26 protein-coding genes are annotated in these 26,492 nt (G+C 72.6%); 3 read left to right on the top strand and 23 right to left on the bottom strand.

Annotated elements, in window-relative coordinates; genetic code table 11:
- Window positions 1–25: 25 nt before the first annotated feature.
- From ACFWIA_RS18740 to hisI, 15 genes are all read right to left on the bottom strand, one after another.
- Complete coding sequence (locus tag ACFWIA_RS18740) at window positions 26–1,486, bottom strand: glutamate synthase subunit beta (RefSeq protein WP_387006199.1); 1,461 nt, start codon at window positions 1,484–1,486, stop codon at window positions 26–28.
- Window positions 1,479–6,071 (bottom strand): glutamate synthase large subunit, encoded by a 4,593-nt coding sequence (gene gltB, locus ACFWIA_RS18745; protein WP_387006202.1) that lies wholly within the window; start codon window positions 6,069–6,071, stop codon window positions 1,479–1,481. The genes ACFWIA_RS18740 and gltB overlap by 8 nt, the downstream gene beginning before the upstream one ends.
- Window positions 6,072–6,219: 148 nt before the next feature.
- Window positions 6,220–6,399 (bottom strand): hypothetical protein, encoded by a 180-nt coding sequence (locus tag ACFWIA_RS18750; RefSeq protein ID WP_387006205.1) that lies wholly within the window; start codon window positions 6,397–6,399, stop codon window positions 6,220–6,222.
- A 101-nt stretch (window positions 6,400–6,500) separates the two neighbouring features.
- Window positions 6,501–7,232, bottom strand: a complete 732-nt coding sequence (locus ACFWIA_RS18755; RefSeq protein WP_387006208.1) for a VIT1/CCC1 transporter family protein — start codon at window positions 7,230–7,232, stop codon at window positions 6,501–6,503.
- A gap of 215 nt (window positions 7,233–7,447) precedes the next feature.
- A complete protein-coding gene (gene lgt / locus ACFWIA_RS18760) occupies window positions 7,448–8,425 on the bottom strand; it encodes a prolipoprotein diacylglyceryl transferase (RefSeq protein WP_387006210.1) in 978 nt (325 codons plus the stop codon).
- 172 nt (window positions 8,426–8,597) lie between these two features.
- Window positions 8,598–9,377 carry a DsbA family protein gene (locus ACFWIA_RS18765; protein ID WP_387006213.1) on the bottom strand — a complete coding sequence of 260 codons (780 nt, stop codon included), beginning with the start codon at window positions 9,375–9,377 and terminating at the stop codon, window positions 8,598–8,600.
- Between the two features lie 147 nt (window positions 9,378–9,524).
- Window positions 9,525–10,322, bottom strand: coding sequence for a tryptophan synthase subunit alpha (gene trpA, locus ACFWIA_RS18770; protein ID WP_387006286.1), 798 nt, complete (start codon window positions 10,320–10,322; stop codon window positions 9,525–9,527).
- Between the two features lie 59 nt (window positions 10,323–10,381).
- Window positions 10,382–11,674 (bottom strand): tryptophan synthase subunit beta, encoded by a 1,293-nt coding sequence (trpB, locus tag ACFWIA_RS18775; RefSeq protein WP_387006216.1) that lies wholly within the window; start codon window positions 11,672–11,674, stop codon window positions 10,382–10,384.
- A gap of 184 nt (window positions 11,675–11,858) precedes the next feature.
- Complete coding sequence (gene trpM / locus ACFWIA_RS18780; protein WP_387006217.1) at window positions 11,859–12,053, bottom strand: tryptophan biosynthesis modulator TrpM; 195 nt, start codon at window positions 12,051–12,053, stop codon at window positions 11,859–11,861.
- Between the two features lie 7 nt (window positions 12,054–12,060).
- A complete protein-coding gene (gene trpC, locus ACFWIA_RS18785; RefSeq protein WP_387006220.1) occupies window positions 12,061–12,870 on the bottom strand; it encodes an indole-3-glycerol phosphate synthase TrpC in 810 nt (269 codons plus the stop codon).
- Between the two features lie 169 nt (window positions 12,871–13,039).
- Complete coding sequence (locus ACFWIA_RS18790) at window positions 13,040–13,429, bottom strand: DUF2752 domain-containing protein (protein ID WP_387006288.1); 390 nt, start codon at window positions 13,427–13,429, stop codon at window positions 13,040–13,042.
- A gap of 269 nt (window positions 13,430–13,698) precedes the next feature.
- A complete protein-coding gene (locus ACFWIA_RS18795) occupies window positions 13,699–13,920 on the bottom strand; it encodes an HGxxPAAW family protein (RefSeq protein WP_385485502.1) in 222 nt (73 codons plus the stop codon).
- A gap of 172 nt (window positions 13,921–14,092) precedes the next feature.
- Window positions 14,093–14,755, bottom strand: coding sequence for a TIGR02234 family membrane protein (locus ACFWIA_RS18800; protein WP_387006222.1), 663 nt, complete (start codon window positions 14,753–14,755; stop codon window positions 14,093–14,095).
- Between the two features lie 52 nt (window positions 14,756–14,807).
- Entirely contained in the window at window positions 14,808–16,313 is a 1,506-nt protein-coding gene (locus tag ACFWIA_RS18805) for an anthranilate synthase component I (RefSeq protein WP_387006225.1), read from the bottom strand.
- 11 nt (window positions 16,314–16,324) lie between these two features.
- Window positions 16,325–16,693, bottom strand: coding sequence for a phosphoribosyl-AMP cyclohydrolase (gene hisI, locus ACFWIA_RS18810; protein WP_387006228.1), 369 nt, complete (start codon window positions 16,691–16,693; stop codon window positions 16,325–16,327).
- Between the two features lie 170 nt (window positions 16,694–16,863).
- Here hisI and ACFWIA_RS18815 point away from each other — a divergent pair, with 170 nt between their 5' ends.
- On the top strand, window positions 16,864–17,499 hold the full coding sequence (locus tag ACFWIA_RS18815) for a TIGR03085 family metal-binding protein (protein ID WP_387006229.1): 636 nt from the start codon (window positions 16,864–16,866) through the stop codon (window positions 17,497–17,499).
- Between the two features lie 23 nt (window positions 17,500–17,522).
- Here the strand turns inward: ACFWIA_RS18815 and hisF are convergent, their stop codons facing one another.
- Genes hisF through hisD form a run of 8 tightly spaced genes read right to left on the bottom strand, consistent with a single transcriptional unit; the run spans window position 17,523 to window position 23,260 of the window.
- The gene (gene hisF / locus ACFWIA_RS18820) at window positions 17,523–18,278 is read right to left on the bottom strand and encodes an imidazole glycerol phosphate synthase subunit HisF (protein WP_387006232.1); all 756 of its coding nucleotides are present in this window, start codon (window positions 18,276–18,278) and stop codon (window positions 17,523–17,525) included.
- On the bottom strand, window positions 18,275–18,673 hold the full coding sequence (locus ACFWIA_RS18825; RefSeq protein WP_387006235.1) for a RidA family protein: 399 nt from the start codon (window positions 18,671–18,673) through the stop codon (window positions 18,275–18,277). The genes hisF and ACFWIA_RS18825 overlap by 4 nt, the downstream gene beginning before the upstream one ends.
- Entirely contained in the window at window positions 18,670–19,398 is a 729-nt protein-coding gene (priA, locus tag ACFWIA_RS18830) for a bifunctional 1-(5-phosphoribosyl)-5-((5-phosphoribosylamino)methylideneamino)imidazole-4-carboxamide isomerase/phosphoribosylanthranilate isomerase PriA (protein ID WP_387006238.1), read from the bottom strand. Before priA ends, ACFWIA_RS18825 begins: the two co-directional genes overlap by 4 nt.
- Window positions 19,395–20,045: an imidazole glycerol phosphate synthase subunit HisH gene (hisH, locus tag ACFWIA_RS18835; protein WP_387006240.1), complete on the bottom strand. Its 651-nt coding sequence runs from the start codon at window positions 20,043–20,045 to the stop codon at window positions 19,395–19,397. The genes priA and hisH overlap by 4 nt, the downstream gene beginning before the upstream one ends.
- A gap of 10 nt (window positions 20,046–20,055) precedes the next feature.
- Window positions 20,056–20,220 (bottom strand): hypothetical protein, encoded by a 165-nt coding sequence (locus tag ACFWIA_RS18840; RefSeq protein ID WP_385485519.1) that lies wholly within the window; start codon window positions 20,218–20,220, stop codon window positions 20,056–20,058.
- Between the two features lie 3 nt (window positions 20,221–20,223).
- Window positions 20,224–20,826, bottom strand: coding sequence for an imidazoleglycerol-phosphate dehydratase HisB (hisB, locus tag ACFWIA_RS18845; protein WP_387006243.1), 603 nt, complete (start codon window positions 20,824–20,826; stop codon window positions 20,224–20,226).
- Window positions 20,823–21,938: a histidinol-phosphate transaminase gene (locus ACFWIA_RS18850; RefSeq protein ID WP_387006246.1), complete on the bottom strand. Its 1,116-nt coding sequence runs from the start codon at window positions 21,936–21,938 to the stop codon at window positions 20,823–20,825. The genes hisB and ACFWIA_RS18850 overlap by 4 nt, the downstream gene beginning before the upstream one ends.
- A complete protein-coding gene (gene hisD, locus ACFWIA_RS18855) occupies window positions 21,935–23,260 on the bottom strand; it encodes a histidinol dehydrogenase (protein ID WP_387006249.1) in 1,326 nt (441 codons plus the stop codon). The genes ACFWIA_RS18850 and hisD overlap by 4 nt, the downstream gene beginning before the upstream one ends.
- Before the next feature lie 553 nt (window positions 23,261–23,813).
- On the opposite strand from hisD, the gene ACFWIA_RS18860 reads away from it, so the two are divergent.
- Together ACFWIA_RS18860 and ACFWIA_RS18865 are read left to right on the top strand one after the other, a co-directional pair.
- Window positions 23,814–25,328 (top strand): oxidoreductase, encoded by a 1,515-nt coding sequence (locus tag ACFWIA_RS18860; RefSeq protein WP_387006290.1) that lies wholly within the window; start codon window positions 23,814–23,816, stop codon window positions 25,326–25,328.
- A 134-nt stretch (window positions 25,329–25,462) separates the two neighbouring features.
- Entirely contained in the window at window positions 25,463–26,485 is a 1,023-nt protein-coding gene (locus tag ACFWIA_RS18865; protein WP_387006252.1) for a hypothetical protein, read from the top strand.
- Window positions 26,486–26,492 lie beyond the last annotated feature (7 nt).

Genomic DNA, 26,492 nt, shown 5'->3' on the forward strand with positions numbered 1-26,492 from the left:
TCGGGCGGTCAGGGACCGCCGCGGGTCAGACCATGATGGACCGGTCGGTGGGCCGCACCGGGAAGGGCAGCTCGCTCGCTCCGGTCAGGAAGCGGTCGACCCCCCGGGCCGCGGAGCGCCCCTCGGCGATCGCCCACACGATGAGCGACTGTCCCCGTCCGGCGTCCCCGGCGACGAACACGCCGGGCACGTTGGTCTGGTACTCGGCGTCCCGGGCGACGTTCCCGCGCGCGTCGAGTTCCAGCCCGAACTGGGCGACGAGCCCGTTCTCCTGGTCGGTCCCGGTGAAGCCCATCGCCAGGGTGACCAGCTGCGCGGGCAGGGTGCGCTCGGTGCCGGGCCGCTGCACCAGCTTGCCGTCCACGAACTCGACCTCGACCAGGTGCAGTGCCTGGACGTTGCCGTCCTCGTCGCCCTCGAAGTGGGTGGTGGACACGGAGTAGACCCGCTCGCCGCCCTCCTCGTGCGCGGAGGTCACCTTGTACAGCATGGGGAAGGTCGGCCACGGCTGGTTGGCGTTCCGCTCCTCGCCGGGGCGCGGCATGATCTCCAGCTGGGTCACGGACAGCGCGCCCTGGCGGTGGGCCGTGCCCACGCAGTCGGCGCCCGTGTCGCCGCCGCCGATGACGACGACGTGCTTGCCCTCGGCGGTGATCGGCGGGGTGACGTAGTCGCCCTCCTGCACCTTGTTGGCGAGCGGCAGGTACTCCATCGCGAAGTGGACGCCGCCCAGCTCGCGGCCGGGCACGGGCAGGTCCCGGGAGACGGTGGCGCCGGCGGCGATGACGACGGCGTCGTACCGCTTGCGCAGCTTCACCGCGTCGATGTCCCGGCCGATCTCCACGCCGGTGCGGAACTTGGTGCCCTCGGCGCGCATCTGCTCGATGCGGCGGTTGATGTGCCGCTTCTCCATCTTGAACTCGGGGATGCCGTACCGCAGCAGCCCGCCGACGCGGTCGGCCCGCTCGTAGACGGCGACGGTGTGCCCGGCCCGGGTGAGCTGCTGGGCGGCGGCGAGGCCGGCGGGACCGGAGCCGATGACGGCGACGGTCTTGCCCGACAGCCGGTCGGGGGCCTGCGGGGCGACGTCCCCGTTGTCCCACGCCTGGTCGATGATGGAGACCTCGACGTTCTTGATGGTCACCGCGGGCTGGTTGATGCCGAGGACGCAGGCCGACTCGCACGGGGCGGGGCAGAGCCGCCCGGTGAACTCGGGGAAGTTGTTGGTGGCGTGCAGGCGCTCGGAGGCGGCCTGCCAGTCCTTGCGGTAGGCGAAGTCGTTCCACTCGGGGATGAGGTTCCCGAGCGGGCACCCGTTGTGGCAGAACGGGATGCCGCAGTCCATGCAGCGGCTCGCCTGGTCGCTGATGATCGGCAGCAGGGAGCCGGGGACGTAGACCTCGTTCCAGTCGCGCACCCGCTCCGGCACCGGGCGGGAACAGGCGCCCTGGCGGCCGTGGTTCAGGAAGCCCTTCGGGTCAGCCATTGATCGCCGCCTCCATCATCTTCTCGGTGATCTCGGACTCGGAGAGCCCGTCTCGCTCGGCGGCGTCCTTGGCGGCGAGCACTGCCTTGTACGTACTGGGGATGATCTTGCTGAAGCGGTCGGCGGCGGTGTCCCACTCGGCGAGCAGCTTCCCGGCGACCGTGGAAGCGGTCTCCTCGTGGTGGCGGCGCACCACGTCGTGCAGCCACTGCTTGTCGTCGGCGTCGAGGGGTTCCACGGCGCCGAGGTTGCCGGCGTTGACGTGGGCCGGGTCGAGGTCGATGACGTACGCGGTACCGCCGGACATGCCGGCGGCGAAGTTCCGCCCGGTCTCGCCGAGCACGACGGCCTGGCCGCCGGTCATGTACTCGCAGCCGTGGTCACCGACGCCCTCGGAGACGACCAGCGCCCCGGAGTTGCGGACGCAGAACCGTTCGCCGGTGCGGCCCCGCAGGAACATCTCGCCGCCGGTGGCGCCGTAGCCGATGGTGTTGCCGGCGATGGTGGAGAACTCGGCGAGGTGGTCGGCCGAGCGGTCGGGCCGGACGACGATCCGTCCGCCGGACAGGCCCTTGCCGACGTAGTCGTTGGCGTCGCCCTCCAGCCGCAGGGTGACCCCGCGCGGCACGAACGCGCCGAACGACTGGCCCGCGGACCCGGTGAAGGTGATGTCGATGGTGTCGTCGGGCAGGCCCGCGCCACCGAACTTCCGGGTCACCTCGTGACCGAGCATGGTGCCGACGGTGCGGTTGATGTTGCGGATCGCGACCCGGGCGCGCACCGGGGCCGCCGCTTCCTGCGAGGTGGCGGCGAGCGCGTCGGCGGCGATCCGGATCAGCTCGTTGTCGAGTGCCTTCTCCAGCCCGTGGTCCTGCGCGACGAGCTGGTGGCGGACGGCGCCCTCGGCCAGTTCCGGGACGTGGAACAGCGGCGCGAGGTCGAGGCCCTGGGCCTTCCAGTGGTGGACGGCCCGGCTGACGTCGAGCGCCTCCGCGTGGCCGACGGCCTCCTCGATGGAGCGGAAGCCCAGCTCGGCGAGGATCTCGCGGACCTCCTCGGCGACGAACTCGAAGAAGTTGACGACGAACTCGGCCTTGCCGGAGAACCGGTCGCGCAGCACCGGGTTCTGGGTGGCGATGCCGACCGGGCAGGTGTCCAGGTGGCAGACGCGCATCATCACGCAGCCGGAGACGACGAGCGGCGCGGTCGCGAAACCGAACTCCTCGGCGCCGAGCAGCGCGGCGATCACCACGTCGCGGCCGGTCTTGAGCTGACCGTCGGTCTGGACGACGATCCGGTCCCGCAACCCGTTGAGCAGCAGGGTCTGCTGGGTCTCGGCGAGGCCGAGTTCCCAGGGACCGCCGGCGTGCTTGAGCGAGGTGAGCGGGGAGGCGCCGGTGCCGCCGTCGTGGCCGGAGATGAGGACGACGTCCGCGTGGGCCTTGGAGACGCCCGCGGCGACCGTGCCGACGCCGACCTCGGAGACCAGCTTCACGTGGATGCGGGCCTTCGGGTTGGCGTTCTTCAGGTCGTGGATGAGCTGGGCGAGGTCCTCGATGGAGTAGATGTCGTGGTGCGGCGGCGGGGAGATCAGCCCGACGCCCGGGGTGGAGTGCCGGGTCTTGGCGACCCACGGGTACACCTTGTGGCCGGGCAGCTGGCCGCCCTCGCCGGGCTTGGCGCCCTGGGCCATCTTGATCTGGATGTCGTCGGCGTTCACCAGGTACTCGGAGGTGACGCCGAAGCGGCCGGAGGCGACCTGCTTGATGGAGGAACGGCGCGCCGGGTCGTACAGCCGCTCCGGGTCCTCGCCGCCCTCACCGGTGTTGGACTTGCCGCCGAGCTGGTTCATGGCGATGGCCAGCGTCTCGTGGGCCTCGCGGGAGATGGACCCGTACGACATGGCACCGGTCGAGAACCGCTTGACGATGTCGGCGACGGACTCGACCTCGTCCAGCGGGACGGGGGTGCGTCCGCTGTCGAAGTGGAACAGGCCGCGCAGCGTCATCAGCCGCTCGGACTGCTCGTTCACCCGGTCCGTGTACTGCTTGAAGACGTCGTAGCGGCGGTTGCGGGTGGCGTGCTGGAGCCGGAAGACGGTCTCCGGGTCGAACAGGTGCGGCTCGCCCTCGCGGCGCCACTGGTACTCGCCGCCGATCTCCAGCGCGCGGTGCGCCGGCGCGATCCCGGACACCGGGTACGCCTTGGCGTGCCGGGCGGCGACCTCCTCGGCGATGACGTCGATGCCGACGCCGCCGATCTTGGTGGCGGTGCCGTTGAAGTAGCGGTCGACGAACGCGTCGGCCAGGCCGACGGCCTCGAAGACCTGGGCGCCCCGGTAGGAGGCGACGGTCGAGATGCCCATCTTGGACATGACCTTGAGGACGCCCTTGCCCAGCGCGTAGATCAGGTTCCGGATCGCGTCCTCGGGCTCGCCCCCGGGCAGGAACGTCCCGGCGCGGACCAGGTCCTCGACGGACTCCATGGCGAGGTACGGGTTGACCGCGGCGGCGCCGAAGCCGATGAGCAGGGCCACGTGGTGGACCTCGCGCACGTCGCCCGCCTCGACCAGCAGGCCCACGTGGGTGCGCTGCTTGGTGCGGATGAGGTGGTGGTGGACCGCGGCGGTGAGCAGCAGCGACGGGATCGGCGCGTGCTCGGCGTCGGAGTGCCGGTCGGACAGCACGACCAGTCGGGCGCCGGCGTCGATCGCGTCGTCGGCCTCGGCGCAGATGGCGTCCAGCCGGGCGGCGAGCGCGTCACCGCCGCCGGAGACCCGGTACAGACCGGACAGCGTCACGGCCTTCATCCCGGGCATGTCGCCGTCGGCGTTGATGTGGATGAGCTTGGCCAGCTCGTCGTTGTCGATGACGGGGAACGGCAGGGTGACGCTGCGACAGGACGCGGCGGTCGGGTCGAGGAGGTTGCCCTGCGGGCCCAGCGAGGAGCGCAGCGAGGTCACCAGCTCCTCGCGGATGGCGTCCAGCGGCGGGTTGGTGACCTGCGCGAAGAGCTGGGTGAAGTAGTCGAAGAGCAGGCGGGGCCGCGCGGAGAGGGCCGCGATGGGGGTGTCGGTGCCCATGGAGCCGATGGGTTCCGTGCCGGACTTCGCCATCGGGGCGACCAGGATGCGCAGTTCCTCCTCGGTGTAGCCGAAGGTCTGCTGGCGGCGGGTGACCGAGGCGTGGGTGTGCACGATGTGCTCGCGCTCGGGGAGGTCCTCCAGCTCGATCTCGCCGACCTCCAGCCACTCCCGGTAGGGCAGCTCGGCGGCGAGGCCGGCCTTGATCTCGTCGTCCTCGATGATGCGGTGCTCGGCGGTGTCCACCAGGAACATCCGGCCGGGCTGGAGGCGGCCCTTGCGGACGACGCGCGCGGGGTCGATGTCGAGGACGCCCACCTCGGAGCCGAGGACGACGAGCCCGTCATCGGTTACCCAGTAGCGGCCCGGACGCAGTCCGTTGCGGTCGAGGACGGCGCCGACCTGGACGCCGTCGGTGAAGGTGACGCAGGCGGGGCCGTCCCAGGGCTCCATCATCGTGGCGTGGAACTGGTAGAAGGCGCGGCGCTCCGCGTCCATGGAGGTGTGGTTCTCCCACGCCTCCGGGATCATCATCAGCACGCTGTGCGGCAGTGAGCGCCCGCCGAGGTGGAGGAGTTCCAGGACCTCGTCGAAGGACGCCGAGTCGGAGGCGTCCGGGGTGCAGATCGGGAAGATCCGGTCGAGGGCGGCCTGGTCGCCGAAGAGGTCGGAGGCGAGCTGCGACTCACGGGCGCGCATCCAGTTGCGGTTGCCCTTGACGGTGTTGATCTCACCGTTGTGGGCGACGAACCGGTACGGGTGGGCGAGCGGCCAGCTCGGGAACGTGTTGGTGGAGAACCGGGAGTGCACCAGCGCGACGGCGCTGGCGAAGCGGCGGTCGGACAGGTCGGGGAAGAACGGTTCGAGCTGTCCGGTGGTGAGCATGCCCTTGTAGACGATCGTCCGCGCGGACAGCGAGGGGAAGTACACCCCGGCCTCGCGCTCGGCGCGCTTGCGCAGCACGAACGCCTTGCGGTCGAGGGCGATCCCGGTGTTCGTGCCGTCCGTGACGAACAGCTGTCGGAAGACCGGCATCGTGGAGCGGGCGGTGGCGCCGAGGAGCTGGGGCGCCACGGGCACCTCGCGCCAGCCGAGGACGGTCAGGCCCTCTTCGGCGGCGATGACGTCGAGGCGCGCAGTGTGCTCGTCGGTGCCGTGCTGCGGCAGGAAGGCGATGCCGACGGCGTAGGCGCCGGCATCGGGCAGCGGGAAGTCGGTGATCTCGCGGAGGAACGCGTCGGGCACCTGGGTGAGGATTCCGGCGCCGTCCCCGGAGTCGGGCTCGGAGCCGGTGGCGCCGCGGTGCTCAAGGTTGCGGAGAACCGTGAGTGCCTGGTCGACCAGCGTGTGGCTCGCCTCGCCGGTGAGGGTGGCCACGAAACCGACGCCACAGGCGTCGTGCTCGTTGCGCGGGTCGTACATCCCCTGTGCGGCAGGGCGAGCGTCCATGTGCGCCCAGGGGGCGCTCACGGGGAGCTGGGACGGCTGGCGCGGCGTACGCATCGGCACTCCCGTCGTCGTCGTGGCATGTTTCCAGTGCCGAGGGACGACGTTGGCCCTCTGCGAAAATTTCGTGCAGGTTACATGATGGAATGCTTCTCGAAAAGCGGATTACGCATTTCACCATCCGGACACCGGACGGTACCGGAGGTCAAGCGGTCAGCTCCTGCGAGGGGCGGCTCAGCGGGGTGGTGCGGGGGACGGGGACCGTCGGCCGGCCCCGGTGCTGTCCGGGGCCCAGGACGTCGGCGGCCTTGGTGCGGGGACCCCTCTGGTCGGGTCGGGTCGGCGACCAGGGGTCCTCGGGGAGCGGGAGGGCTTCGTTGCCCACAGCGCTTACGGCTCATGCCCAGCCGTCAAAGATTCGAAACCGCGCGGTAACAGTTGTCTCCGCGACTTCTCGCGTACCTCACCGGTGCCGGGCGCCCGACGTCATCCTACGGCCGTCCCGATGAGCGTGCCCAGGAGATAGGTCAGGGCGGCGGCGGCACCGCCCAGGACCAGCTGGCGCAGTCCGCTGTACCACCAGGACCGTGCGGTCACCTTCGCCACGACCGCCCCGCACAGGAACAGTCCGACGAGCGCCACCAGGACCGCGGGCCACAGGGCGCCGGCGCCCAGCAGGTACGGCAGCACGGGCAGCAGCGCGCCCAGGGCGAAGGCCCCGAACGACGAGACGGCGGCGACCGTCGGGGACGGCAGGTCCGTCGGATCGACCCCCAGCTCCTCGCGGGCGTGGATCTCCAGTGCCTGTTCGGGGTCCTTCGACAGTTGTCGCGCGACCTCGCGGGCCAGCTCCGGTTCCACGCCCCGGGCCTCGTACAGCTGCGCCAGTTCGCGTTCCTCGTCCTGCGGGTGCTTGCGCAGCTCCCGGCGCTCCACCGCCAGCTCGGCCTGCACCAGCTCCCGCTGCGAGGCCACCGAGGTGTACTCCCCCGCCGCCATCGAGAACGCACCCGCCGCGAGTCCCGCGAGACCGGTGATCACGATCGTCCGCTGGGAGACGTCACCGCCGGCGACACCGGTCATCAGGGCCAGGTTGGAGACCAGGCCGTCCATCGCTCCGAACACCGCGGGCCGCAGCCACCCACCGTTGACGTCCCGGTGCGTGTGGTTGTCCCGGTGCGCCTCATGAAGGGGCGCCTGAGTGTCGATGATGGCCATGGCCCCGCCGACTCCCTTCCTCGATTTTCGTACGAACACTCCCGAACTTACGCACGAAAAACGTCTCTCACCAGCAAGGAAGGCCATACTTACCCGCCGCGGGCCGGGGTGCTGCCGGGTGCGGGCACGCCGAGAGGGGACGGACACCTGGTCCGTCCCCTCTTCGGTTCTGCGGTTCTGCGGTTCTGCGTTCGGTTCCGTCGCGCGGGACCGGTTCAGCCCTTGTCGGCCCCGGACCCCGCCGCCTTCGTCGTCGGCCCCCGCGGCTTGCGGGGCTCCTTGCCCGCCCCGTCGCCGGTCTCCTCGGCCGCGCCAGCGGCGTCGGCGACGTCAGCACCGTCGGCCGGGCCCTCGGTGGAGTCGGTGGTTCCCGTGCCCTCGGCCGGCTCGACGATCTCCTCGCGGCCGGGGCGCTTCTTCAGCGACAGCACGAAGTAGACGACGGCGAGCACGAAGACCAGGAGCGCCGTCCAGTTGTTGAGGCGCAGCCCGAAGATGTGGTGGGCCTCGTCGACCCGCAGGTACTCGATCCAGAAGCGGCCGGCGCAGTAGGAGGCGACGTACAGGGCGAAGGCCCGTCCGTGTCCCAGCCGGAAGCGGCGGTCCGCCCAGATGACCAGGACCGCGACGCCCACGCACCACAGCGACTCGTACAGGAACGTCGGGTGGTACGTGCCGGGGACCCGACCGTCGGTGGAAGCGGTGATCTCCACGGCCCACGGCAGGTCGGTGGGCCGACCGTACAGCTCCTGGTTGAACCAGTTGCCCCAGCGGCCGATGGCCTGGGCGAGGGCGATGCCCGGGGCGACGGCGTCCGCGTAGGCGGGCAGCGGGATGCCGCGCTGGCGGCAGCCGATCCAGGCGCCGACCGCACCGAAGGCGATGGCGCCCCAGATGCCGAGGCCGCCCTCCCAGATCTTGAAGGCGTCGACCCAGTCCCGGCCCGCACCGAAGTACAGCTCGTAATCGGTGATCACGTGGTAGATGCGACCGCCGACCAGACCGAAGGGCACGGCCCAGACGGCGATGTCGGCGACCGTTCCGGCCCGTCCGCCCCGGGCGATCCAGCGGCGGTTGCCGAGCCAGACCGCCAGGAAGACACCGATGATGATGCAGAACGCGTAGCCGCGGAGCGGGATGGGCCCGAGATGCACCACACCGCGTGACGGGCTGGGGATGAAGGCAAGTTCCATGGCAGATCCGACGCTACCCTGCCCGGCGCCGCATCCGACAACCGACCCCGGACACGTCTGGGTAACGGGCCCGGCCCTGGTGCGGGGCACGGGGCCCTTGTCCGATCTTGTCTCGATGTCGGCGCCCCGCCGCCCCCGCCGCCCCTGCCGGACCGCTCCGGTCGGTCCCGGGTCAGCCCTGGTCGGCGTCCTCGACCAGCTGCTTGAGCTTCGCCGGGGTCAACGGGTTCGCCTGGTCGCTGTAGACGTCCTTGCCGTTCAGCAGGACGGTCGGGGTGCCCCGCAGGTCGCCGTCCTGGAACGCCTTGTTGGACTTGGCGACCCAACTGTTGTGCGTACCGTCGTTGACGCAGTTGCGGAAGGGGTCCGTGGCGAGCCCGTCGACCTCGCCGGCGAGGTCGATCAGCTTGGAGTTGCTGGCGAAGGCGTCATCGGTCTCGGCGGGCTGGTTCTCGAAGAGGACGTCGTGGTAGGCGGGGAACTTCCCGGCCTCCTGGGCGCAGGCCGCCGCATTGGCCGCGTGCAGCGAACCGCTGCCGCCCATGTTGCCGTCGATCAGGGTCGCGAAGCGGTAGTCGACCTTGAGCTTGCCGCTGTCGGTCAGCTCGTGGATGGTCGACCGGTAGGTGTCCTCGAAGATCTTGCAGACGGGACAGCGGAAGTCCTCCCAGATCGTGAGGGTCGACTTGGCGTTGCTCTTGCCCACCGGGATGACCAACCCGTCCTGGCCGGTGGCGCCCTTCGGCACGACCACGGGGCCCGAGGTGTCGCCCTTGCTGCCGCCGGAATTCGCGGCGATCACGCCGATCACGCTGGCCAACCCCAGCACGCCGACGACGGCGCTGCTGACGATCAGGGTCCGGCGGCGCTTCTCGCGCCCCTTCTCACGCTCGCGTTCGACCGCCAGCCGCTCGCGGGCTGTGCGCTTTCCCTCACGGTTCTTGTCACTCACACCCGGCAAACGACACAGTGCCGCCGCCGTCCCCACCCGGCGGGAGGACCATCCCTTCGGGTGAAGCGGCCCCGAGCAGGCCCCGGGAACCGCCCCCTCGCTCCGGGGCGCGCGCACGATGGCCGCGCGCCCCGGAGCGGGACCGGCTCAGCGGTGGCTGCGCACGCCCTCGGCGAGCTCGGCGGCCAGCTGTCGCACCGCGGCCAGCCCCTCGGCGGGACCGTCCGCGTCCAGCATCCGCTTGACGAAGGCCGAGCCGACGATCACCCCGTCGGCGAAGCCGGCGACCTCGGCGGCCTGCCGGGCGTTGGACACTCCGAGCCCGACGCACACCGGCAGCTCGGTGCTGACGCGGGTGCGCCGCACCAGGTCCTGCGCCTGCTCCCCCACCGACTCCCGGGTGCCGGTGACGCCCATCAGCGAGGCGGCGTAGACGAATCCGGAGCCGGCGGCCGTGATCTCGGCCAACCGGGCGTCCCGGCTGCTGGGCGCCACGACGAACACGGTGACGAGTCCGTGCTTGTCGGCGTTCTCCCGCCACTGCGCCGACTCCTGGACCGGCAGGTCGGGCAGGATGCAGCCGGCGCCGCCGGCCTCGGCCAGCTCCGCGGTGAACCGCTCGACGCCGTACCGGTCGATCGGGTTCCAGTACGTCATCACCAGGACCGGCTTGCCGGTGGCGAGGAACGCCTCGCGGACCGTGCGCATCACGTCCGCGATCCGCACGCCGCCGCGCAGCGCGATGTCGTCGGCGGTCTGGATGACCGGCCCGTCCAGGACGGGGTCGCTGTGCGGGAGCCCCACCTCCACGACGTCGGCCCCGCCCTCGAAGACCGCCTTCACGGCGTCGATGCCGCCGTCGACGGTGGGGAACCCGGCCGGGAGGTAGGCGATGAGCGCCGACCGGCCCTCGGCGCGCGCCCCGGCGAGGGTGGCGCTCAACAGTTCGCCCTGGCCCCCGAGGTGCGCTCCGGCCTCCGGAGCGCCGGTGCTGGTCGTCCCGCTCACTTCGCGTCCCCCTGGATCTCGGCGGCGCCGCCGTCGCTGTTCGCCGCCACGACGGCGTCGGTGTCGCTGTCGTACAGCCCGAAGTACCGCGCGGCGGTGTCCATGTCCTTGTCGCCGCGGCCGGAGAGGTTCACCAGGACCAGTCCGTCCGGACCGAGTTCCCGGCCCACCTCCAGGGCGCCGGCCAGCGCGTGCGCGCTCTCGATGGCCGGGATGATGCCCTCGGTGCGGGACAGCAGGCGCAGCGCCTGCATCGCGGCGTCGTCCGTGACGGCGCGGTACTCGCCGCGCCCGCTGTCCTTGAGGTAGGCGTGCTCGGGGCCGATGCCGGGGTAGTCGAGACCCGCGGAGATGGAGTACGGCTCGGTGATCTGGCCCTCGTCGTCCTGGAGGACGTACGAGCGGGAGCCGTGCAGGATGCCCGGCTCGCCGGCGGTCAGGGTCGCCGCGTGCTCCCCGGTCTCGATGCCGTGCCCGGCCGGTTCGCAGCCGATGAGCCGGACCGCGGCGTCCGGGAGGAACGCGTGGAACAGACCGATGGCGTTGGAGCCGCCGCCGACGCAGGCCACGGCCGCGTCGGGCAGCCGGCCGGCCCGCTCCAGGATCTGGCGGCGGGCCTCGACGCCGATGACCCGGTGGAAGTCGCGCACCATGGCCGGGAAGGGGTGGGGGCCGGCGACGGTGCCGAACAGGTAGTGGGTGCGGTCCACGTTGGCGACCCAGTCGCGGAACGCCTCGTTGATGGCGTCCTTGAGGGTGCGGGAACCGGACTTCACGGCGATGACCTCGGCGCCGAGGATGCGCATCCGGGCGACGTTCAGCGCCTGGCGCTGGGTGTCGATCTCGCCCATGTAGATGGTGCATTCGAGGCCGAACAGCGCACAGGCGGTGGCGGTGGCCACGCCGTGCTGACCGGCACCGGTCTCGGCGATGACGCGGGTCTTGCCCATGCGCTTGGTGAGCAGGGCCTGCCCGAGCACGTTGTTGATCTTGTGCGAGCCGGTGTGGTTGAGGTCCTCGCGCTTGAGGAACACCCGGGCGCCGCCGGCGTGTTCGGCGAAGCGCGGGACCTCGGTCAGGGCGCTGGGACGCCCCGTGTAGTGGACGAGGAGGTCTTCGAGTTCGGCGGCGAACACGGGGTCCGTCTTGGCCTTGTCGTACTCGACGGCGACCTCGTCGACGGCGGCCACCAGGGCCTCCGGGATGAACTTCCCGCCGAACGCGCCGAAGTACCCCTCGACGTTGGGGACCCGACCCTCGGGGTCGGGGACGAAAAAATCACTGGGCATGTGTGTTCCTCGCGGGGCGCGCGCCCCGGATGTAGTCCGACGATGGCCACGGTGCACAGGACGGCGCAGCGGCCGGGCGAGCGCGGTCCCGGGCGGGCCCGGCGCTGCTGCGCCGAACCGCCCGGACCACGTGTCGTCCCGGCGGGCGGCGGCACCGCACCGGGTCCGGACCGCGGGGCGGGCGTCAGCCCCGCGTGGACCCCGCCGTGCGGGTGGTCTGCCTTGGTCCTGTGCCGTCGGGGGCGCACCATCGCATCCCGTTGACCTGCCCCGGCTCGTCCCCGATCACGTACCGCACCCGGCGTCCCCGGACCTTGCGCGCGGGCGCGCGGCAGCCGCGCGGCTTGCAGCCGCGGGCGAGTCGGGACGCGATGGGCACCGGTCGGTCAGCTCCTGCCGTGCCGCAGGGCGGGGTGCGCGCCGGCGGCGACGAGGTCGGACACGGCGGTCTTGGGGTCCTTGCCGGTCACCAGGGACTCTCCGACGAGCACCGCGTCGGCGCCGGCGTTGGCGTACGCGATGAGGTCGTGCGGACCGCGCACGCCCGACTCGGCGATCTTGACGATCCCGTCCGGGATCTCCGGCGCGACCCGGTCGAAGGTGGCCCGGTCGACCTTGAGGGTCTTCAGGTTGCGGGCGTTCACCCCGATCACCCGGGCGCCCGCGTCGACGGCCCGTTCCACCTCGTCCTCGTCGTGGACCTCCACCAGCGGGGTCAGCCCGATGGACTCGGCCCGCTCGATGAGCGACACCAGGGCGGGCTGGTCGAGGGCGGCCACGATCAGCAGCGCGAGGTCGGCCCCGTACGCACGGGCCTCCCACAGCTGGTAGGAGGTGACGATGAAGTCCTTGCGCAGGACGGGGATGTCCACCCGGGCCCGGACGGCCTCCAGGTCGGCGAGGGAGCCGCCGAACCTGCGCTGTTCGGTGAGGACGGAGATGACGGCGGCGCCGCCCGCCTGGTAGTCCGCGGCGAGCGCCGCGGGATCGGCGATCGCGGCGAGCGCGCCCTTGGAGGGGCTCGACCGCTTCACCTCGCAGATGACCTGGACGCCCTCGCCGCGGAGTGCGGCGGCGCCGTCGCGGACCGCGGGAGCCTTCGCCGCGCGCTCCTTGAGCTCGTCGAGGCTGACCCGCGCCTGCCTTTCCGCGAGGTCGGCACGGACTCCGTCGATGATCTCGTCGAGCACACTCACGCGAGCGGCCCCCTTCCCTGACGGTTGACGTGTGAGGCGGTGATGCTGTGAAGCTGTGATCCCGTACGCCGGTGAGCGGTTCGGGTGGTCACTGTGATGGTATCCGCAGGACCGCAGCGGGTCCGCATCCGGTGTCGTACGGTCCCACTACCTGGACGTTCTTCGATGATCAAGGTCTGAGCCAGCCACCGAACGGCAGGTTCCGGACAACCGTGAAGACGGCCAGCAGCGCACCGGTGGCCCAGAGCACCGCGGTGGGCGGAACGACGCTGAAGGACCGTCCGCGCGCCCGGCGCACCGCCCATGTCGTCCACAGGACGGCGAAGGCGAGGTACGCGAGGACGGCGGGCGCATTGGCGTCCAGGGCGGCGCCCAGGTCCCCGTGGACGAAGGCGTGGGCGCTGCGCAGTCCCCCGCAGCCCGGACAGTGCAGGCCGGTGAGCCGGAACAGCGGACAGGCCGGGTAGTGGCCGGGTTCGCCCGGGTCCACTGCACCCACGTAGGCGAAGCCCGCGGCCACCGCGCCGAGGACGCCCCACGGCACCAGGAGCCGCCGCAGGGGCGAGTCGGGGCGGGGCGGGGCCGCTCCGGTGCTGGCGGGGACCGGGGCGGGGGCCGGGACGTACTCGGATTCGGCGCTCACGCGAGCATTCTGCCCCCGGTGTCCCGCCCGCGCGCGACGTGCGGGGCGGGCGGGGTCCGTCTCCCCCCAGAACGCGCGGGCTGGCCCCGGACGCACGGAAGGCGGGCCCCGGTGTGGTCACCCGGCCCGCCCGTCCCCCGGGGCCCGTCGCGCGGGTCGGCCCCGCGCGCGGCGTCCCCGCGGCCTCAGCTCTCGGCGCGGAGGATGTCCTTGGGCCGCTTCTGTCCCATGCCGGCCATGCTCATGGCGCCGCCGACGATCGGGGAGAGGGCGAGGATCGCCATGCCGGCCCAGAAGCCGACCGTGTTCGCCATGACCATGAAGGCACCCGCGACGCAGAAACCCACGAAGGCGATGATGACGCTGACCCAGGCGGCCGGGGTGTGACCGTGGCTGCTGCCCGACATGACTTGCTCCTCGTTGCTGAAAGGCGGCTGTGTGCGACCGGCTGCGCGTGGCGACCCGGACGCTCGGGGTCATTCTCCCGCACGGAGGGGTCCGGTGTGCGCGCGGGGTGGGCGGCGGCGCGCACCCGTACGGCTGAACGGGGGCCCGGGGCCCCTCCTTTCGGCCGTCCCCCTACGTGGCGGGCGAGGGACCGTCCGCCTGGGTGGGGTCCTCGCCGCGGTCGATGGCCTTCCACAGGTCCTCGGGGCGGTCGGGGTCGACGACCGGGGCGCGGCGGCGGCGCGGGGTGCCGTCGCGTTCGTAGCGGCCGGACATGGCGGGCCACAGCCGGCCGTAGCGCAGCGCCAGGAGTCCCGCGAGCAGGATGAGCAGTCCCCCGGCGGCGGCGACGTAGGGCCAGCTGCTGTGGCTGAGGGCGTCCACGGTCGCGGAGGCGTCGCCCGAGACCTCGGCGGCCCGGTCGTCCAGGGCGGCGCTGTCGCTCGCACCGAGCACGGCGGCGACGACGGTGCCCGCGCCGCACAGGGTGAGCAGCGCGGCGACGAGCACCCGGCCGGCCCGGCGGACCGCGAACACGGCCACCAGCGCGGCGAGTCCGACGACCGCGAGGGCCGCGGGAACGCCGGTCACCTCGCTGCCCTTGGCGCTCAGCGGGAAGTCGCCGCCCGGGACGGAGGCCGTGCCCTCGGTCCACCCCTGACGGCTGGCCAGCAGGGCCACGGCGGAACCGACCGCGCCGAGCAACAGGGCGACGGCCAGACTGCGGAGCCCGGCCCGGCCCCCGGCGGACGGTCGTTCGGTGCCCCCACGGGGCTGCGGTACGGCGGAAGTCACTCCCCCACTATCCCTTGCCCGACCCGCCGGGCCGACCCGGGGGTGGGGCCCGTCAGCCGCGCCCGGTGTCCCGGGCGCCGGCCAGGCGGTTCGCCGTGTGGACGGCCCGGAGCACGGCCGCCGCCTTGTTGCGGCACTCCTGGTCCTCCATCTCGGGGTCGGAGTCGGCGACGACCCCGGCCCCGGCCTGCACGTACGCCGTGCCGTCGCGCAGCAGGGCGGTGCGGATGGCGATGGCCGTGTCGGAGTCCCCGGCGAAGTCGAGGTAGCCGACGCACCCGCCGTACAGGCCGCGCCGGGAGGGCTCCAACTCGTCGATGATCTGCATGGCCCGGGGCTTGGGCGCGCCGGAGAGCGTGCCGGCGGGGAAGCAGGCGGTCAGCACGTCGTACGCGGTGCGGCCCGGGGCGACGCGGCCGGTGACGGTGGAGACGATGTGCATCACGTGCGAGTACCGCTCGATGGACATGAAGTCGACGACCTCGACGGAACCCGGCTCGCAGACCCGGCCGAGGTCGTTGCGGCCGAGGTCGACCAGCATCAGGTGTTCGGCGCGTTCCTTGGGGTCGGCGAGGAGTTCGTCGGCGAGGGCCTGGTCCTCCTGGGGCGTGGCGCCGCGCGGCCGGGTGCCGGCGATGGGGTGCAGCAGGGCGTGCCCGTCCTCGACCTTGACCAGGGCCTCCGGCGAGGAGCCGACGACGTCGAACCCGTCGAAGCGGATCAGGTACATGTACGGGGACGGGTTGGTGGCCCGCAGGACCCGGTACACGTCCAGGGCGCTCGCCTCGCACGGGGTCTCGAAGCGCTGGGAGGGCACCACCTGGAACGCCTCGCCGGCGCGGATGCGCTCCTTGATGTCCGCCACGGCCAGCTGGTAGTCGGGGCCGCCCCAGCGGGCGGTGAACTCGGGCAGCTCCGAGGGCGGCAGCGCCGCGGGGGGCTGGGCGAGCGGCCGGGAGAGGTCGGCCTCCATGGCGTCGAGCCGGGCGACGGCGTCGGCCCATGCCTCGTCCACCCCGGTGTCGAGGTCGTTGTGGTTGATGGCGTTGGCGATGAGCATCACCGTGCCGTTCCAGTGGTCGAGCACGGCGAGGTCCGAGGTGAGCAGCATCGTCAGCTCGGGCAGCTTCAGGTCGTCCTGTTCGCCGGGGCCGATCTTCTCCAGCCGGCGCACGATGTCGTACCCGAGGTAGCCGACCATGCCGCCGGTGAACGGCGGCATCCCGGCGGTGAGGTCGCGGGGGGTGTGCAGGGTCTCGACGGTGGCGCGCAGCGCGGCGAGCGGGTCGCCGTCGACGGGTACGCCCACCGGCGGGGTGCCCTGCCAGTGCGCCCGGCCGTCCCGGGTGGTGAGGGTGGCGGCGCTGCGGACCCCGACGAAGGAGTAGCGGGACCAGGAGCGGCCGTTCTCGGCGGACTCCAGCAGGAAGGTGCCGGGGCGTTCGGCGGCGAGCTTGCGGTACAGCCCGACCGGGGTGTCGCCGTCCGCGAGGAGGGTGCGGCTGACGGGGACGACGCGGCGGTCGGCGGCGAGCTTGCGGAAGGTCTCCAGGTCCATGGCGGGTGACCCTACTGGCCCAGCGGCAGGGTGCCGGCATCGAAGCAGGTGCGGTCGCCGGTGTGACAGGCGGCGCCGACCTGGTCGACCTTGACGAGGAGGGTGTCCGCGTCGCAGTCGAGGGCGACGGACTTGACGTGCTGGACGTGTCCGGAGGTGTCGCCCTTGACCCAGTACTCGCGGCGGCTGCGGGACCAGTAGGTGCAGCGGCCCGTGGTGAGCGTGCGGTGCAGCGCCTCGTCGTCCATCCAGCCCAGCATGAGCACCTCACCGGTGTCGTACTGCTGGGCGATGGCGGGCAGGAGGCCGTCCGGGGTGCGCTTGAGGCGGGCGGCGATCTGCGGGTCGAGGGCGCCGGGCTCACGGGGCGTGCTGGTCATGCCGTCCATTGTGCGGCACCCGGGTGATCCGGTGGGGCGGCGGTCCGCTCACTGGACGCGTTGGGGGGGCGTGCGGGGGCACCCGCCCGGGCGGGGCGGAGGGGAGCCGGCGGACGGGGGCGGGGGTCGTCGCCTGGCAGGGTCGCGGGGGTCGCCGTACCCTGGGCCGCATGTCGACCCATGCGAAACGCGAACGACTGCTCCTCGCTGACCTGTTGGAGTCGGCGGGGCCCCAGGCGCCGACGCTCTGCGAGGGCTGGCGGACGCGGGACCTGGCGGCGCACGTCGTGGTGCGCGAGCGCCGCGCGGACGCGGCGGGCGGAATCCTCTTCAAGCCCCTCGCGGACCGGCTGGAGCGGGTGCAGGCGGAGTTCGCGGCGAAGCCGTACGAGGAACTGATCCAGCTGATCCGGACGGGCCCGCCGAAGTTCTCGCCGTTCTCGTTGAAGCAGGTGGACGAGGCGTCCAACGCGGTGGAGTTCTACATCCACGCCGAGGACGTGCGCCGGGCGCAGCCCGACTGGACGCCGCGCCCCCTGGACCCGGTCTTCTCGGACTCGCTGTGGTCCCGGCTGGAGCGCACCGCGCGGCTGCTGGGGCGCAAGCTCCCGGTGGGCGTGGTGCTGCGGCGCCCGGACGGTCAGACGGTGGTCGCCCACCGCGGCGCGCCCGTGGTGACGGTCACGGGCGAGCCGGGTGAGCTGTTGATGTTCGCGTTCGGCCGCCAGGACGCCGCTTCGGTGGAGCTGGAGGGCGACAAGGAGGCCCTCGAGAAGCTCCACGGGGCGAAGCAGATCGGCATCTGACGTCCGCGGGGCCGGCGCCGGGCTCAGCGCACCGGGTGGCCGGCCTCCCGCAGGGTGTCCTTGACCTCGCCGATCCGCAGGTCGCCGAAGTGGAAGACGGAGGCGGCGAGCACCGCGTCGGCGCCCGCGGCGACGGCCGGCGGGAAGTCCGCGAGCCGTCCGGCGCCGCCGGAGGCGATGACCGGGACCGTGACGTGGCGACGCACGGCGGTGATCATCTCCAGGTCGTAGCCGTCCTTGGTGCCGTCGGCGTCCATCGAGTTGAGCAGGATCTCGCCGGCGCCGAGGTCGGCGGCGCGGTGGGCCCATTCGACGGCGTCGAGCCCGGTGCCCCGGCGCCCGCCGTGGGTGGTCACCTCGAAGCCGCCCGCGGGGGTGCGGCGGGCGTCGACGGACAGGACGAGCACCTGGCGGCCGAACCGCTCGGCGATCTCCCGGATGAGGTCGGGGCGGGCGATGGCGGCGGTGTTGACGCCGACCTTGTCCGCGCCGGCGCGCAGCAGTTTGTCGACGTCCTCGGCGGTGCGGACGCCGCCGCCGACGGTCAGCGGGATGAACACCTGCTCGGCGGTCCGGCGGACCACGTCGTAGGTGGTCTCCCGGTTGCCGGACGAGGCGGTGATGTCGAGGAAGGTCAGCTCGTCGGCGCCCTCGGCGTCGTACACCCGGGCCATCTCGACGGGGTCGCCCGCGTCCCGCAGGTTCTCGAAGTTGACGCCCTTGACGACCCGGCCGCCGTCGACGTCCAGGCAGGGGATGACACGGACCGCGAGGCTCATGCCGCACCGCCCCGGTACGCCTCGACCTCGACCTCGACCAGGAGCCGCGGGTCGACGAACCCGGACACGATGACCATGGAGGCGGCGGGGCGGACGGCGTCGAACAGCTCCTTGTGGGCGCGGCCGACCTCGTCCACGTCCCGGGCGTGGGTGAGGTACATCCGGGTCCGCACGACGTGTTCGGCGCCCAGGCCCAGCTGCGCCAGGGCGTCGAGGGCGACCCGGAAGGAGTTGACCGCCTGCTCGTGGGGGCCTCCGTCGGCGATCTCGCCGTCGACCACCGAGGTGCAGCCGGAGACCAGGACGAGGCCGTTCGGCAGTTCCACCGCACGGGAGTAGCCGAACCGCTCCTCCCAGGGAGCGCCGGTCACCACCTTGCGCACGGAGTCGGTCATGCGGAAGCCACCGCCTCCAGCGCCTCTTCGAGGGTGAACGCCTCGGCGTAGAGCGCCTTGCCGACGATGGCGCCCTCGACGCCCTGCGGGACGAGGGCGGCGATGGCGCGCAGGTCGTCCAGGGAGGAGACGCCGCCGGAGGCGACGACGGGGCGGTCGGTGGCCGCGCAGACGTTCTTCAGCAGTTCCAGGTTGGGGCCCTGGAGGGTGCCGTCCTTGGCGATGTCGGTGACGACGTAGCGGGCGCAGCCCTCGGCGTCGAGACGGGCGAGGGTCTCGTACAGGTCGCCGCCGTCGCGGGTCCAGCCCCGGCCGCGCAGGGTGGTGCCGCGCACGTCGAGGCCGACGGCGATCTTGTCGCCGTGCTCGGCGATGACCTTGGCGACCCACTCGGGGGTCTCCAGGGCGGCGGTGCCGAGGTTGACCCGGGTGCAGCCGGTGGCGAGGGCGGCGGCGAGCGAGGCGTCGTCGCGGATGCCGCCGGACAGCTCGACCTTGATGTCCATGGCCCCGGCGACCTCGGCGATCAGGGTCCGGTTGTCGCCGGTGCCGAAGGCGGCGTCGAGGTCGACCAGGTGCAGCCACTCGGCGCCCGCCCGCTGCCAGGTGAGGGCCGCCTCCAGCGGGGAGCCGTAGGAGGTCTCCGTACCGGACTCGCCGTGCACGAGGCGGACGGCCTGGCCGTCGCGGACGTCGACGGCGGGGAGGAGTTCAAGCGTGCTCACAGGGTTCCGATCCAGTTGGTGAGGAGCTGGGCTCCGGCGTCGCCGGACTTCTCGGGGTGGAACTGGGTGGCCCACAGGGCGCCGTTCTCGACGGCGGCGACGAAGGGCTTTCCGTGCGTGGACCAGGTGACGAGCGGGGCGCTCATCGCCGGGTTGGTGATCTCCAGGGTCCAGTCCTGGACCGCGTAGGAGTGCACGAAGTAGTAGCGGGCGTCGGCGTCGAGCCCGGCGAACAGCCGGGAGTCGGCGGGCGCGTCGACGGTGTTCCAGCCCATGTGCGGCACCACGTCGGCCTGGAGGTGCTCGACGGTGCCGGGCCACTGGTCGAGGCCCTCGGTCCGCTCGCCGTGTTCGATGCCCTCGGCGAAGAGGATCTGCATGCCGACGCAGATGCCCAGGACGGGTCGGCCGCCGGAGAGCCTGCGGTCCACGATCCAGTCGCCGCGGGCCTGGCTGAGGCCGTTCATGCAGGCGGCGAACGCGCCGACGCCGGGGACGAGCAGCCCGTCGGCGTTCATCGCGGTGTCGTAGTCGCGGGTGATCTCGACGTCGGCCCCCACCCGGGCGAGGGCGCGTTCCGCGGAGCGGATGTTGCCGAAGCCGTAGTCGAAGACGACCACCTTCTTGCGGCTGCTGCTGGTACTCAAGGCGGCCTCCTCAGTTCCAGTAGTCGAGTCGCAGGACGCCCGCGACCAGGCACATGCCGGCGCCGATCGACAGGAGGACTAGCAGGCTCTTCGACAGGCCCTGCTTGGCGAAGGAGACGATGCCGCCGACGAGGAAGAGCCCGACGAAGATGAGGACGGTGGACAGTCCGTTCATGGCTTACAGGGCGCCCTTCGTGGACGGGAGGATGCCCTCCGCGCGCGGGTCCCGCTCGCTCGCGTAGCGCAGGGCGCGGGCGAGGGCCTTGAACTGGCACTCCACGATGTGGTGGGCGTTGCGCCCGTAGGGCACGTGGACGTGCAGCGCGACCTGCGCCTGGGCGACGAACGACTCCAGGATGTGCCGGGTCATGGTGGTGTCGTAGGTGCCGATCATGGGCGCCATGTGCTCGGGCTCGCTGTGCACGAGGTAGGGGCGGCCCGACAGGTCCACGGTGACCTGGGCGAGGGACTCGTCCAGGGGGACGGTGCAGTTGCCGAAGCGGTAGATGCCGACCTTGTCGCCGAGGGCCTGCTTGAAGGCGGCGCCCAGGGCGAGCGCGGTGTCCTCGATGGTGTGGTGGGTGTCGATGTGCAGGTCGCCCTCGGTCCTGACGGTGAGGTCGAACAGACCGTGGCGGCCGAGCTGGTCGAGCATGTGGTCGTAGAAGCCGACCCCGGTCGACACGTCGACCTTGCCGCTGCCGTCGAGGTCGATCTCGACGAGGACGGAGGTCTCCTTGGTGGAGCGTTCCACCCTTCCGATGCGTGCCTGGGGGGTCATGCGCTGAGCTCCTTCTTGACTTCGCGGACCGCGTCGAGGAAAGCGTCGTTCTCTTCGGGGGTGCCGGCGGAGACCCGCAGGTACCCCGGTACGCCGTTGTCGCGGACGAGGACGCCCCGGTCCAGGATGCGCTGCCACACGGCGTGCGCGCCGCCCTCGCCGTCGAAGCGGCCGAACTGCACGAAGTTCGCGTCGGAGACGGTCACCTCGTAGTCGAGGGCGCGCAGTTCGGTGACCAGTCGGTCCCGTTCGGACTTGAGCTGCTCGACGTAGCCGAGGAGGGTGTCGGTGTGCTCCAGAGCGGCCAGGGCGGTGGCCTGGGTGACGGCCGACAGGTGGTAGGGCAGCCGCACCAGCTGCACCGCGTCCACCACGGCCGGGTCGGCGGCGAGGTAGCCGAGGCGCAGGCCCGCGGCGCCGAACGCCTTGGACATGGTCCGGGAGATGACCAGGTGGGGGCGGCCTTCGAGCAGCGGCAGCAGCGAGTCGCCGTGGCTGAACTCGACGTACGCCTCGTCCGCGATCACCAGGGACGGCCGGGCGGCCTGGGCGGCCTCGTACAGGGCGAGGACCGTCTCGGCGGGCACCGCGTTGCCGGTGGGGTTGTTGGGGGAGGTGATGAAGACGACGTGGGGCCGGTGTGCGGTGACGGCCCGGGTCGCGGCGTCGACGTCGATGGTGAAGTCGGCGTTGCGGGGCCCGTCGATCCAGCCGGTGCCGGTGCCGCGGGAGATCAGCGGGTGCATCGAGTAGGAGGGCTCGAAGCCGATCGCGGTGCGGCCGGGGCCGCCGAAGGTCTGGAGGAGCTGCTGGATGACCTCGTTGGAGCCGTTGGCCGCCCAGACGTTGGCCGTGTCGACGCGGTGGCCGCCGGTGCGGGTGAGGTACGCGGCGAGTGCGGTGCGCAGCTCGATCGCGTTCCGGTCGGGGTAGCGGTTGAGGTGCCGGGCGGCCTCGCGGACCCGCTCGGTGATCCGCTCGACCAGGGCGTCGGGCAGCGGGTACGGGTTCTCGTTGGTGTTCAACCGGACGGGGACGTCGAGTTGGGGCGCGCCGTAGGGGCTCTGGCCGCGCAGCTCGTCGCGCACGGGGAGGTCGTCGATGCGGGTCACTTGCTCTGGGGAACCTTCCATCCGAACCGTGCCTTGATCGCCGCGCCGTGCGCGGGCAGGTCCTCCGCCTCCGCGAGGGTCACCACGTGGTGGGCGACCTCGGCGAGGGCCTCGCGGGTGTAGTCCACGATGTGGATGCCGCGCAGGAACGACTGCACGGACAGTCCGGAGGAGTGGCAGGCGCAGCCGCCCGTGGGCAGGACGTGGTTGGAGCCCGCGCAGTAGTCGCCGAGGGAGACGGGGGCCCAGGGGCCGACGAAGACCGCGCCGGCGTTCTTGACCCGGTCGGCGACGGCGGCGGCGTCGGCGGTCTGGATCTCCAGGTGCTCGGCGCCGTAGGCGTCGACGACGCGCAGGCCCTCCTCGATGCCGTCGACGAGGACGATCGCGGACTGGCGGCCGGTGAGGGCGGGCACGACGCGGTCCTCGACGTGCTTGGTCGCGGCGACCTGGGGCTTGAGTTCTTCCGCGACCGCGTCGGCGAGCGCCGCGGAGTCGGTGACCAGGACGGCGGCGGCCAGCGGGTCGTGTTCGGCCTGGCTGATCAGGTCGGAGGCGAGGTGGACCGGGTCGGCGGTGTCGTCGGCGAGGACCGCGATCTCGGTGGGGCCGGCCTCGGTGTCGATGCCGATGCGACCGGTGAAGTAGCGCTTGGCGGCGGCGACCCAGATGTTGCCGGGGCCGGTGACCATGTTGGCGGGCGGGCAGGACTCGGTGCCGTAGGCGAACATGGCGACTGCCTGGGCGCCGCCGACGGCGTAGACCTCGTCCACGCCGAGCAGGGCGCAGGCGGCCAGGATGGTGGGGTGCGGCAGGCCGTCGAACTCCGCTTGCGGCGGGGAGGCCAGGGCGATGGAGGCGACGCCGGCCTCCTGGGCGGGGACGACGTTCATCACGACGGAGGACGGGTACACCGACCGGCCGCCGGGGGCGTAGAGCCCGACCCGCTCGACGGGCACCCACTTCTCGGTGACGGTGCCGCCGGGGACGACCTGGGTGGTGTGCGTGGTGCGGCGCTGGGCGCGGTGGACCAGGCGCGCGCGACGGATCGACTCCTCCAGCGCGGCGCGCACGGCGGGATCGAGGGCGGCCAGGGCGTCGGTGAGCGCCCGGGCGGGAATCTTGACCTGGTCGAGGGTGACCCCGTCGAACCGCTTCGCGAAGTCGATCAGCGCCGCGTCACCCCGATGGTGCACGTCCTCGCAGAGGGGCCGCACCTTCTCCAGGGCGGCCTCGACGTCGAAGTCGGCACGGGGCAACAGGTCGCGCAGGGCGCCGCCCTCGGGGAGGGCGTCACCGCGCAGATCGATTCGGGAGATCACGGACCCAATTCTCGCAGACGGCGCGAGACCGTCGGGCGGGCGTATCAATGACTGATACGGGGCACCCGAAGGCGCCGGGAGCATCCGAATGTGACGCTGCGCCAGCACGCCCCCAATCGACCTCACCGTACGTGTTCATATCATCACCCAGGGGGTATGAACGATCGTACGAGCCACCGAGGTGGATGAGCCGCGCGGGGTCGAGGGGATCGCGCCCCCGACACGGACGTCACGGACGACACGGCCAGCGCGGAACGGCCTCGATGGAGCGGACCGCCCAGGATCGCCACCCACCACGAGCCGTCACCCTGTGTGACCGGCGAGCGGCTGATCGGCGTCCTCGCGATACGGGCGGCACCGACGACGCGCACGGTGCGGCGATGCCGTGCGTCGACACGGGCACGGACCACGGAGCAGTGCGGCCCGTGCAACGACTGAGCAGCTGAGCACGGAGCAGCGAGGAGGCGTGGTGGTCGGCAGTGGTGCGGACGACGGGGGTACGGCGACGAGCACCGGCGATCCGCCGGACGGTCTCACCGCGGCGGAGATCGGCATGTGGCAGGCGTTCCGCAACGGGAGCCGCTACGACCTGCGCACGGGCGATCCGTTCGCGGACGATCCGCACGGCGGACGGCCCTGGGGTCCGGAACGGACGGTACGGGCGAGGGTCGTGTGCTGGCTGCTGCTGGACGGGCCGCCCGCGCTGCCCGGACGGGTCGCCTCGCTGAAGCTGACGGGACTGTTCGTCTCGGGCACCCTCGATCTGGCGGGCGGCACGATCTCCCCGTACGTGGAGCTGAACCGGTGCCGCTTCGAGCGGGAGGTGCTGCTGCCGGAGGCCGGGTTCGTGACGCTGCGGATGGTCGACTGCGCGGTGCCCCGGCTGGAGGCGGCCCGGGTGCACACGGAGGGCGACCTGCACCTGCCGCGCTGCCGCTTCCAGCACGGCATCCGCATGACCGACGCCCAGATCGGCACGGACCTGCTGCTCAGCCAGGCCGTCGTGTTCGGCGACCGCCGCGGCCGGGCGCTGGTGGCGGACGGCATGAGCGTCGGCCAGGACCTCCAGGCGGAGTTGCTGGAGGCGTACGGCGAGGTGAGCCTGCGCGGGGCGAAGGTCGGGGTGTCGCTGAGCCTGCGGGGCAGCCGGTTGGTCAATCCGTACGGCGACCGGGCGCTCAACGCCCCGCAGTTGACCGTGGAACGTTCGCTGTACCTGACCCCCGCCGCCGTCGTCGACCCGGTCGCCAACGGGGGCACGACCCCCGCGCACGGGACCCGGGTGCGGCGCTTCGAGTGCCGGGGCGGCGTCCGCCTGGACGACGGACGCTTCGGGGACGCCGTGGACCTGGCCGGGGCCCGGTTCGTGATGACCGACGACCAGGAACTGTCGCTGCGCCGGGTGCAGACCCCGGAGTTGCGCTTCCTCGGCGAGCGCCCCGACCGCGGGCGGGCGGTCCTGTCGGGCGCGCGGGTGGTCAACCTGGTCGACCGGTCGATCAGCTGGCCCGGTGCCGGCCGGCTCCAGATGGGCGGCTTCTGGTACGAGCACCTGGTCCCGACGGGGCGCTTCCCGTTGGCGCGCCGGCTGGAGTGGGTGGCGGCGGCCACCCCGGAGTACCACCCCGAGCCGTACGAGCGGCTGGCCGCGGTGCTGCGGGACAGCGGGGAGGACGCGGAGGCGCGCGAGGTGCTGCTCGCCAAACAGCGCCGGCGCCGGGAGACGCTGCCCATCGGGGCCAAGTTGTGGGGGTACGCCCAGGACTGGGCGGTCGCCTACGGGTACCGTCCCGGGCGGGCGGCCCTGTGGATGGCGGTGCTGTGGGGTGCCTGCGGGGTCGCGTTCTCCCGGGCCGCGCCGCCCCCGCTGAAACCGGACGACCACCCGGACTGGAACGCGGCGCTGTTCGCCCTGGACCTGCTGATCCCGGTGATGGACCTGGGGCAGGACGGCCACTGGCGCCTGTCCGGGTGGTGGCAGTGGTTCGCCACCACGATGATCATCGCGGGTTGGATCCTGGCGACGGCGGTGGCGGCCGGCGCGACCCGGCTGTTACGCCGGGGCTGAGGGCCCGCCCACCCTCGGGACGGGGGCCTTTGCCGGGACTTGACCATCACGGAAGCAACCCGGACGCGGTTACCGAACCGTCACCGGGTTGCCCTGGTGCCCCGTCCGACCTGCGGTTTTCAATGGTTCGGACCATGGCTCTGCTGCGTGCCCTCATCCGTGCCGCCCGGATGGCCCGACACACCTCCTCGCTCGCTGCGGGACTCCCCGCCGACGACGAGGTCCTGCTCGACGTTCCGGACCACCGGCTGGGCCCCGCGCTGGTGGCCGCGGGGCGGGGTGAGCACCGCCCCGCCGCCGATCTGCTCGCCGCCACCCGTGAGGGCGCCGAGTGGGAGGACCGCGACCGCTACGTCACCCGGCTCGCGGCCTTCGCCGGGCCCCGACCCGAGTGGCTGGCCCGCTGGCGCGACGCCGCCCCGCACGACCCCGACCTCCGGCTGCTCACCGCCGAGCAGGCGGTGGCCGACGCCTGGGCGGGGGCGGCTCCCGCCCGCGCCGAACGGCTCCACGTGCTCGCCCCGCTGGTCACGGCCGCCGCCGAGGGCGACCCGCGCGATCCGGTGCCCTGGCGGGTGGCACTCGACCACGCCCGCGGCGGCACCGATCCGCAAGCCCGGTTCGCAGCGCTGTGGGGCGAGGCGGTGCGCCGCTCCCCGCACCACTACGGCTGCCACGTGGCCGCCCTGCGCTTCCTGGCCGCCACCGGGGGCGAAGCGGGACACGGACAGTGCTTCGACTTCGCGGAGCGCGCCGCGCACGACGCACTGCCGGACTCCCTCGTCCAGGCCCTGCCCGTCCGGGCCGTCTTCGGCCATCTGACCACCCGCACCGGTCCCGGCGCCGTGCCCCGGCACCGGCTCGACGCCGCCGTGGACCGCGCCGTGCGGCTGTCCGCGCGCCAGGCGCCCGCCGACCCCTGGCCGGCGGAGGTGCGCAACATCCTGATCTGCGTGCTGGTGCGCCTGGAGCGCTGGCCCGAGGCGCTGGAGCAACTGCGGCGGACCGGCCCGTACGCCACCTCGTTCCCGTGGGACCGGTTCTCGGACGATCCGCTCGGACAGTTCCTGGAGCTGCGGGACGGGGTCCGGATCGAGGTGGCCGCTTCGACCCCGCTCCGTGCCCGCCGGAGCCCGGCACTCCCCGGCGACCACTAGGCTTGCA

This window comes from Streptomyces sp. NPDC127068, assembly GCF_042724695.1.
Classification (GTDB): domain Bacteria; phylum Actinomycetota; class Actinomycetes; order Streptomycetales; family Streptomycetaceae; genus Streptomyces.

What these genes read in the sequence shown, in the direction of transcription:
- ACFWIA_RS18825 (WP_387006235.1), bottom strand. Translation starts at nt 18,673, where the DNA reads ATGACCGACTCCGTGCGCAAGGTGGTGACCGGCGCTCCCTGGGAGGAG.
- hisB (WP_387006243.1), bottom strand. Translation starts at nt 20,826, where the DNA reads ATGACCCCCCAGGCACGCATCGGAAGGGTGGAACGCTCCACCAAGGAG.
- hisF (WP_387006232.1), bottom strand. Translation starts at nt 18,278, where the DNA reads ATGAGCCTCGCGGTCCGTGTCATCCCCTGCCTGGACGTCGACGGCGGC.
- hisI (WP_387006228.1), bottom strand. Translation starts at nt 16,693, where the DNA reads ATGACCAGCACGCCCCGTGAGCCCGGCGCCCTCGACCCGCAGATCGCC.
- ACFWIA_RS18840 (WP_385485519.1), bottom strand. Translation starts at nt 20,220, where the DNA reads ATGAACGGACTGTCCACCGTCCTCATCTTCGTCGGGCTCTTCCTCGTC.
- ACFWIA_RS18815 (WP_387006229.1), top strand. Translation starts at nt 16,864, where the DNA reads ATGTCGACCCATGCGAAACGCGAACGACTGCTCCTCGCTGACCTGTTG.
- ACFWIA_RS18805 (WP_387006225.1), bottom strand. Translation starts at nt 16,313, where the DNA reads ATGGACCTGGAGACCTTCCGCAAGCTCGCCGCCGACCGCCGCGTCGTC.
- ACFWIA_RS18755 (WP_387006208.1), bottom strand. Translation starts at nt 7,232, where the DNA reads ATGGCCATCATCGACACTCAGGCGCCCCTTCATGAGGCGCACCGGGAC.
- ACFWIA_RS18865 (WP_387006252.1), top strand. Translation starts at nt 25,463, where the DNA reads ATGGCTCTGCTGCGTGCCCTCATCCGTGCCGCCCGGATGGCCCGACAC.
- ACFWIA_RS18795 (WP_385485502.1), bottom strand. Translation starts at nt 13,920, where the DNA reads ATGTCGGGCAGCAGCCACGGTCACACCCCGGCCGCCTGGGTCAGCGTC.
- ACFWIA_RS18860 (WP_387006290.1), top strand. Translation starts at nt 23,814, where the DNA reads ATGTGGCAGGCGTTCCGCAACGGGAGCCGCTACGACCTGCGCACGGGC.
- gltB (WP_387006202.1), bottom strand. Translation starts at nt 6,071, where the DNA reads ATGCGTACGCCGCGCCAGCCGTCCCAGCTCCCCGTGAGCGCCCCCTGG.
- ACFWIA_RS18740 (WP_387006199.1), bottom strand. Translation starts at nt 1,486, where the DNA reads ATGGCTGACCCGAAGGGCTTCCTGAACCACGGCCGCCAGGGCGCCTGT.
- lgt (WP_387006210.1), bottom strand. Translation starts at nt 8,425, where the DNA reads ATGGAACTTGCCTTCATCCCCAGCCCGTCACGCGGTGTGGTGCATCTC.
- trpB (WP_387006216.1), bottom strand. Translation starts at nt 11,674, where the DNA reads ATGCCCAGTGATTTTTTCGTCCCCGACCCCGAGGGTCGGGTCCCCAAC.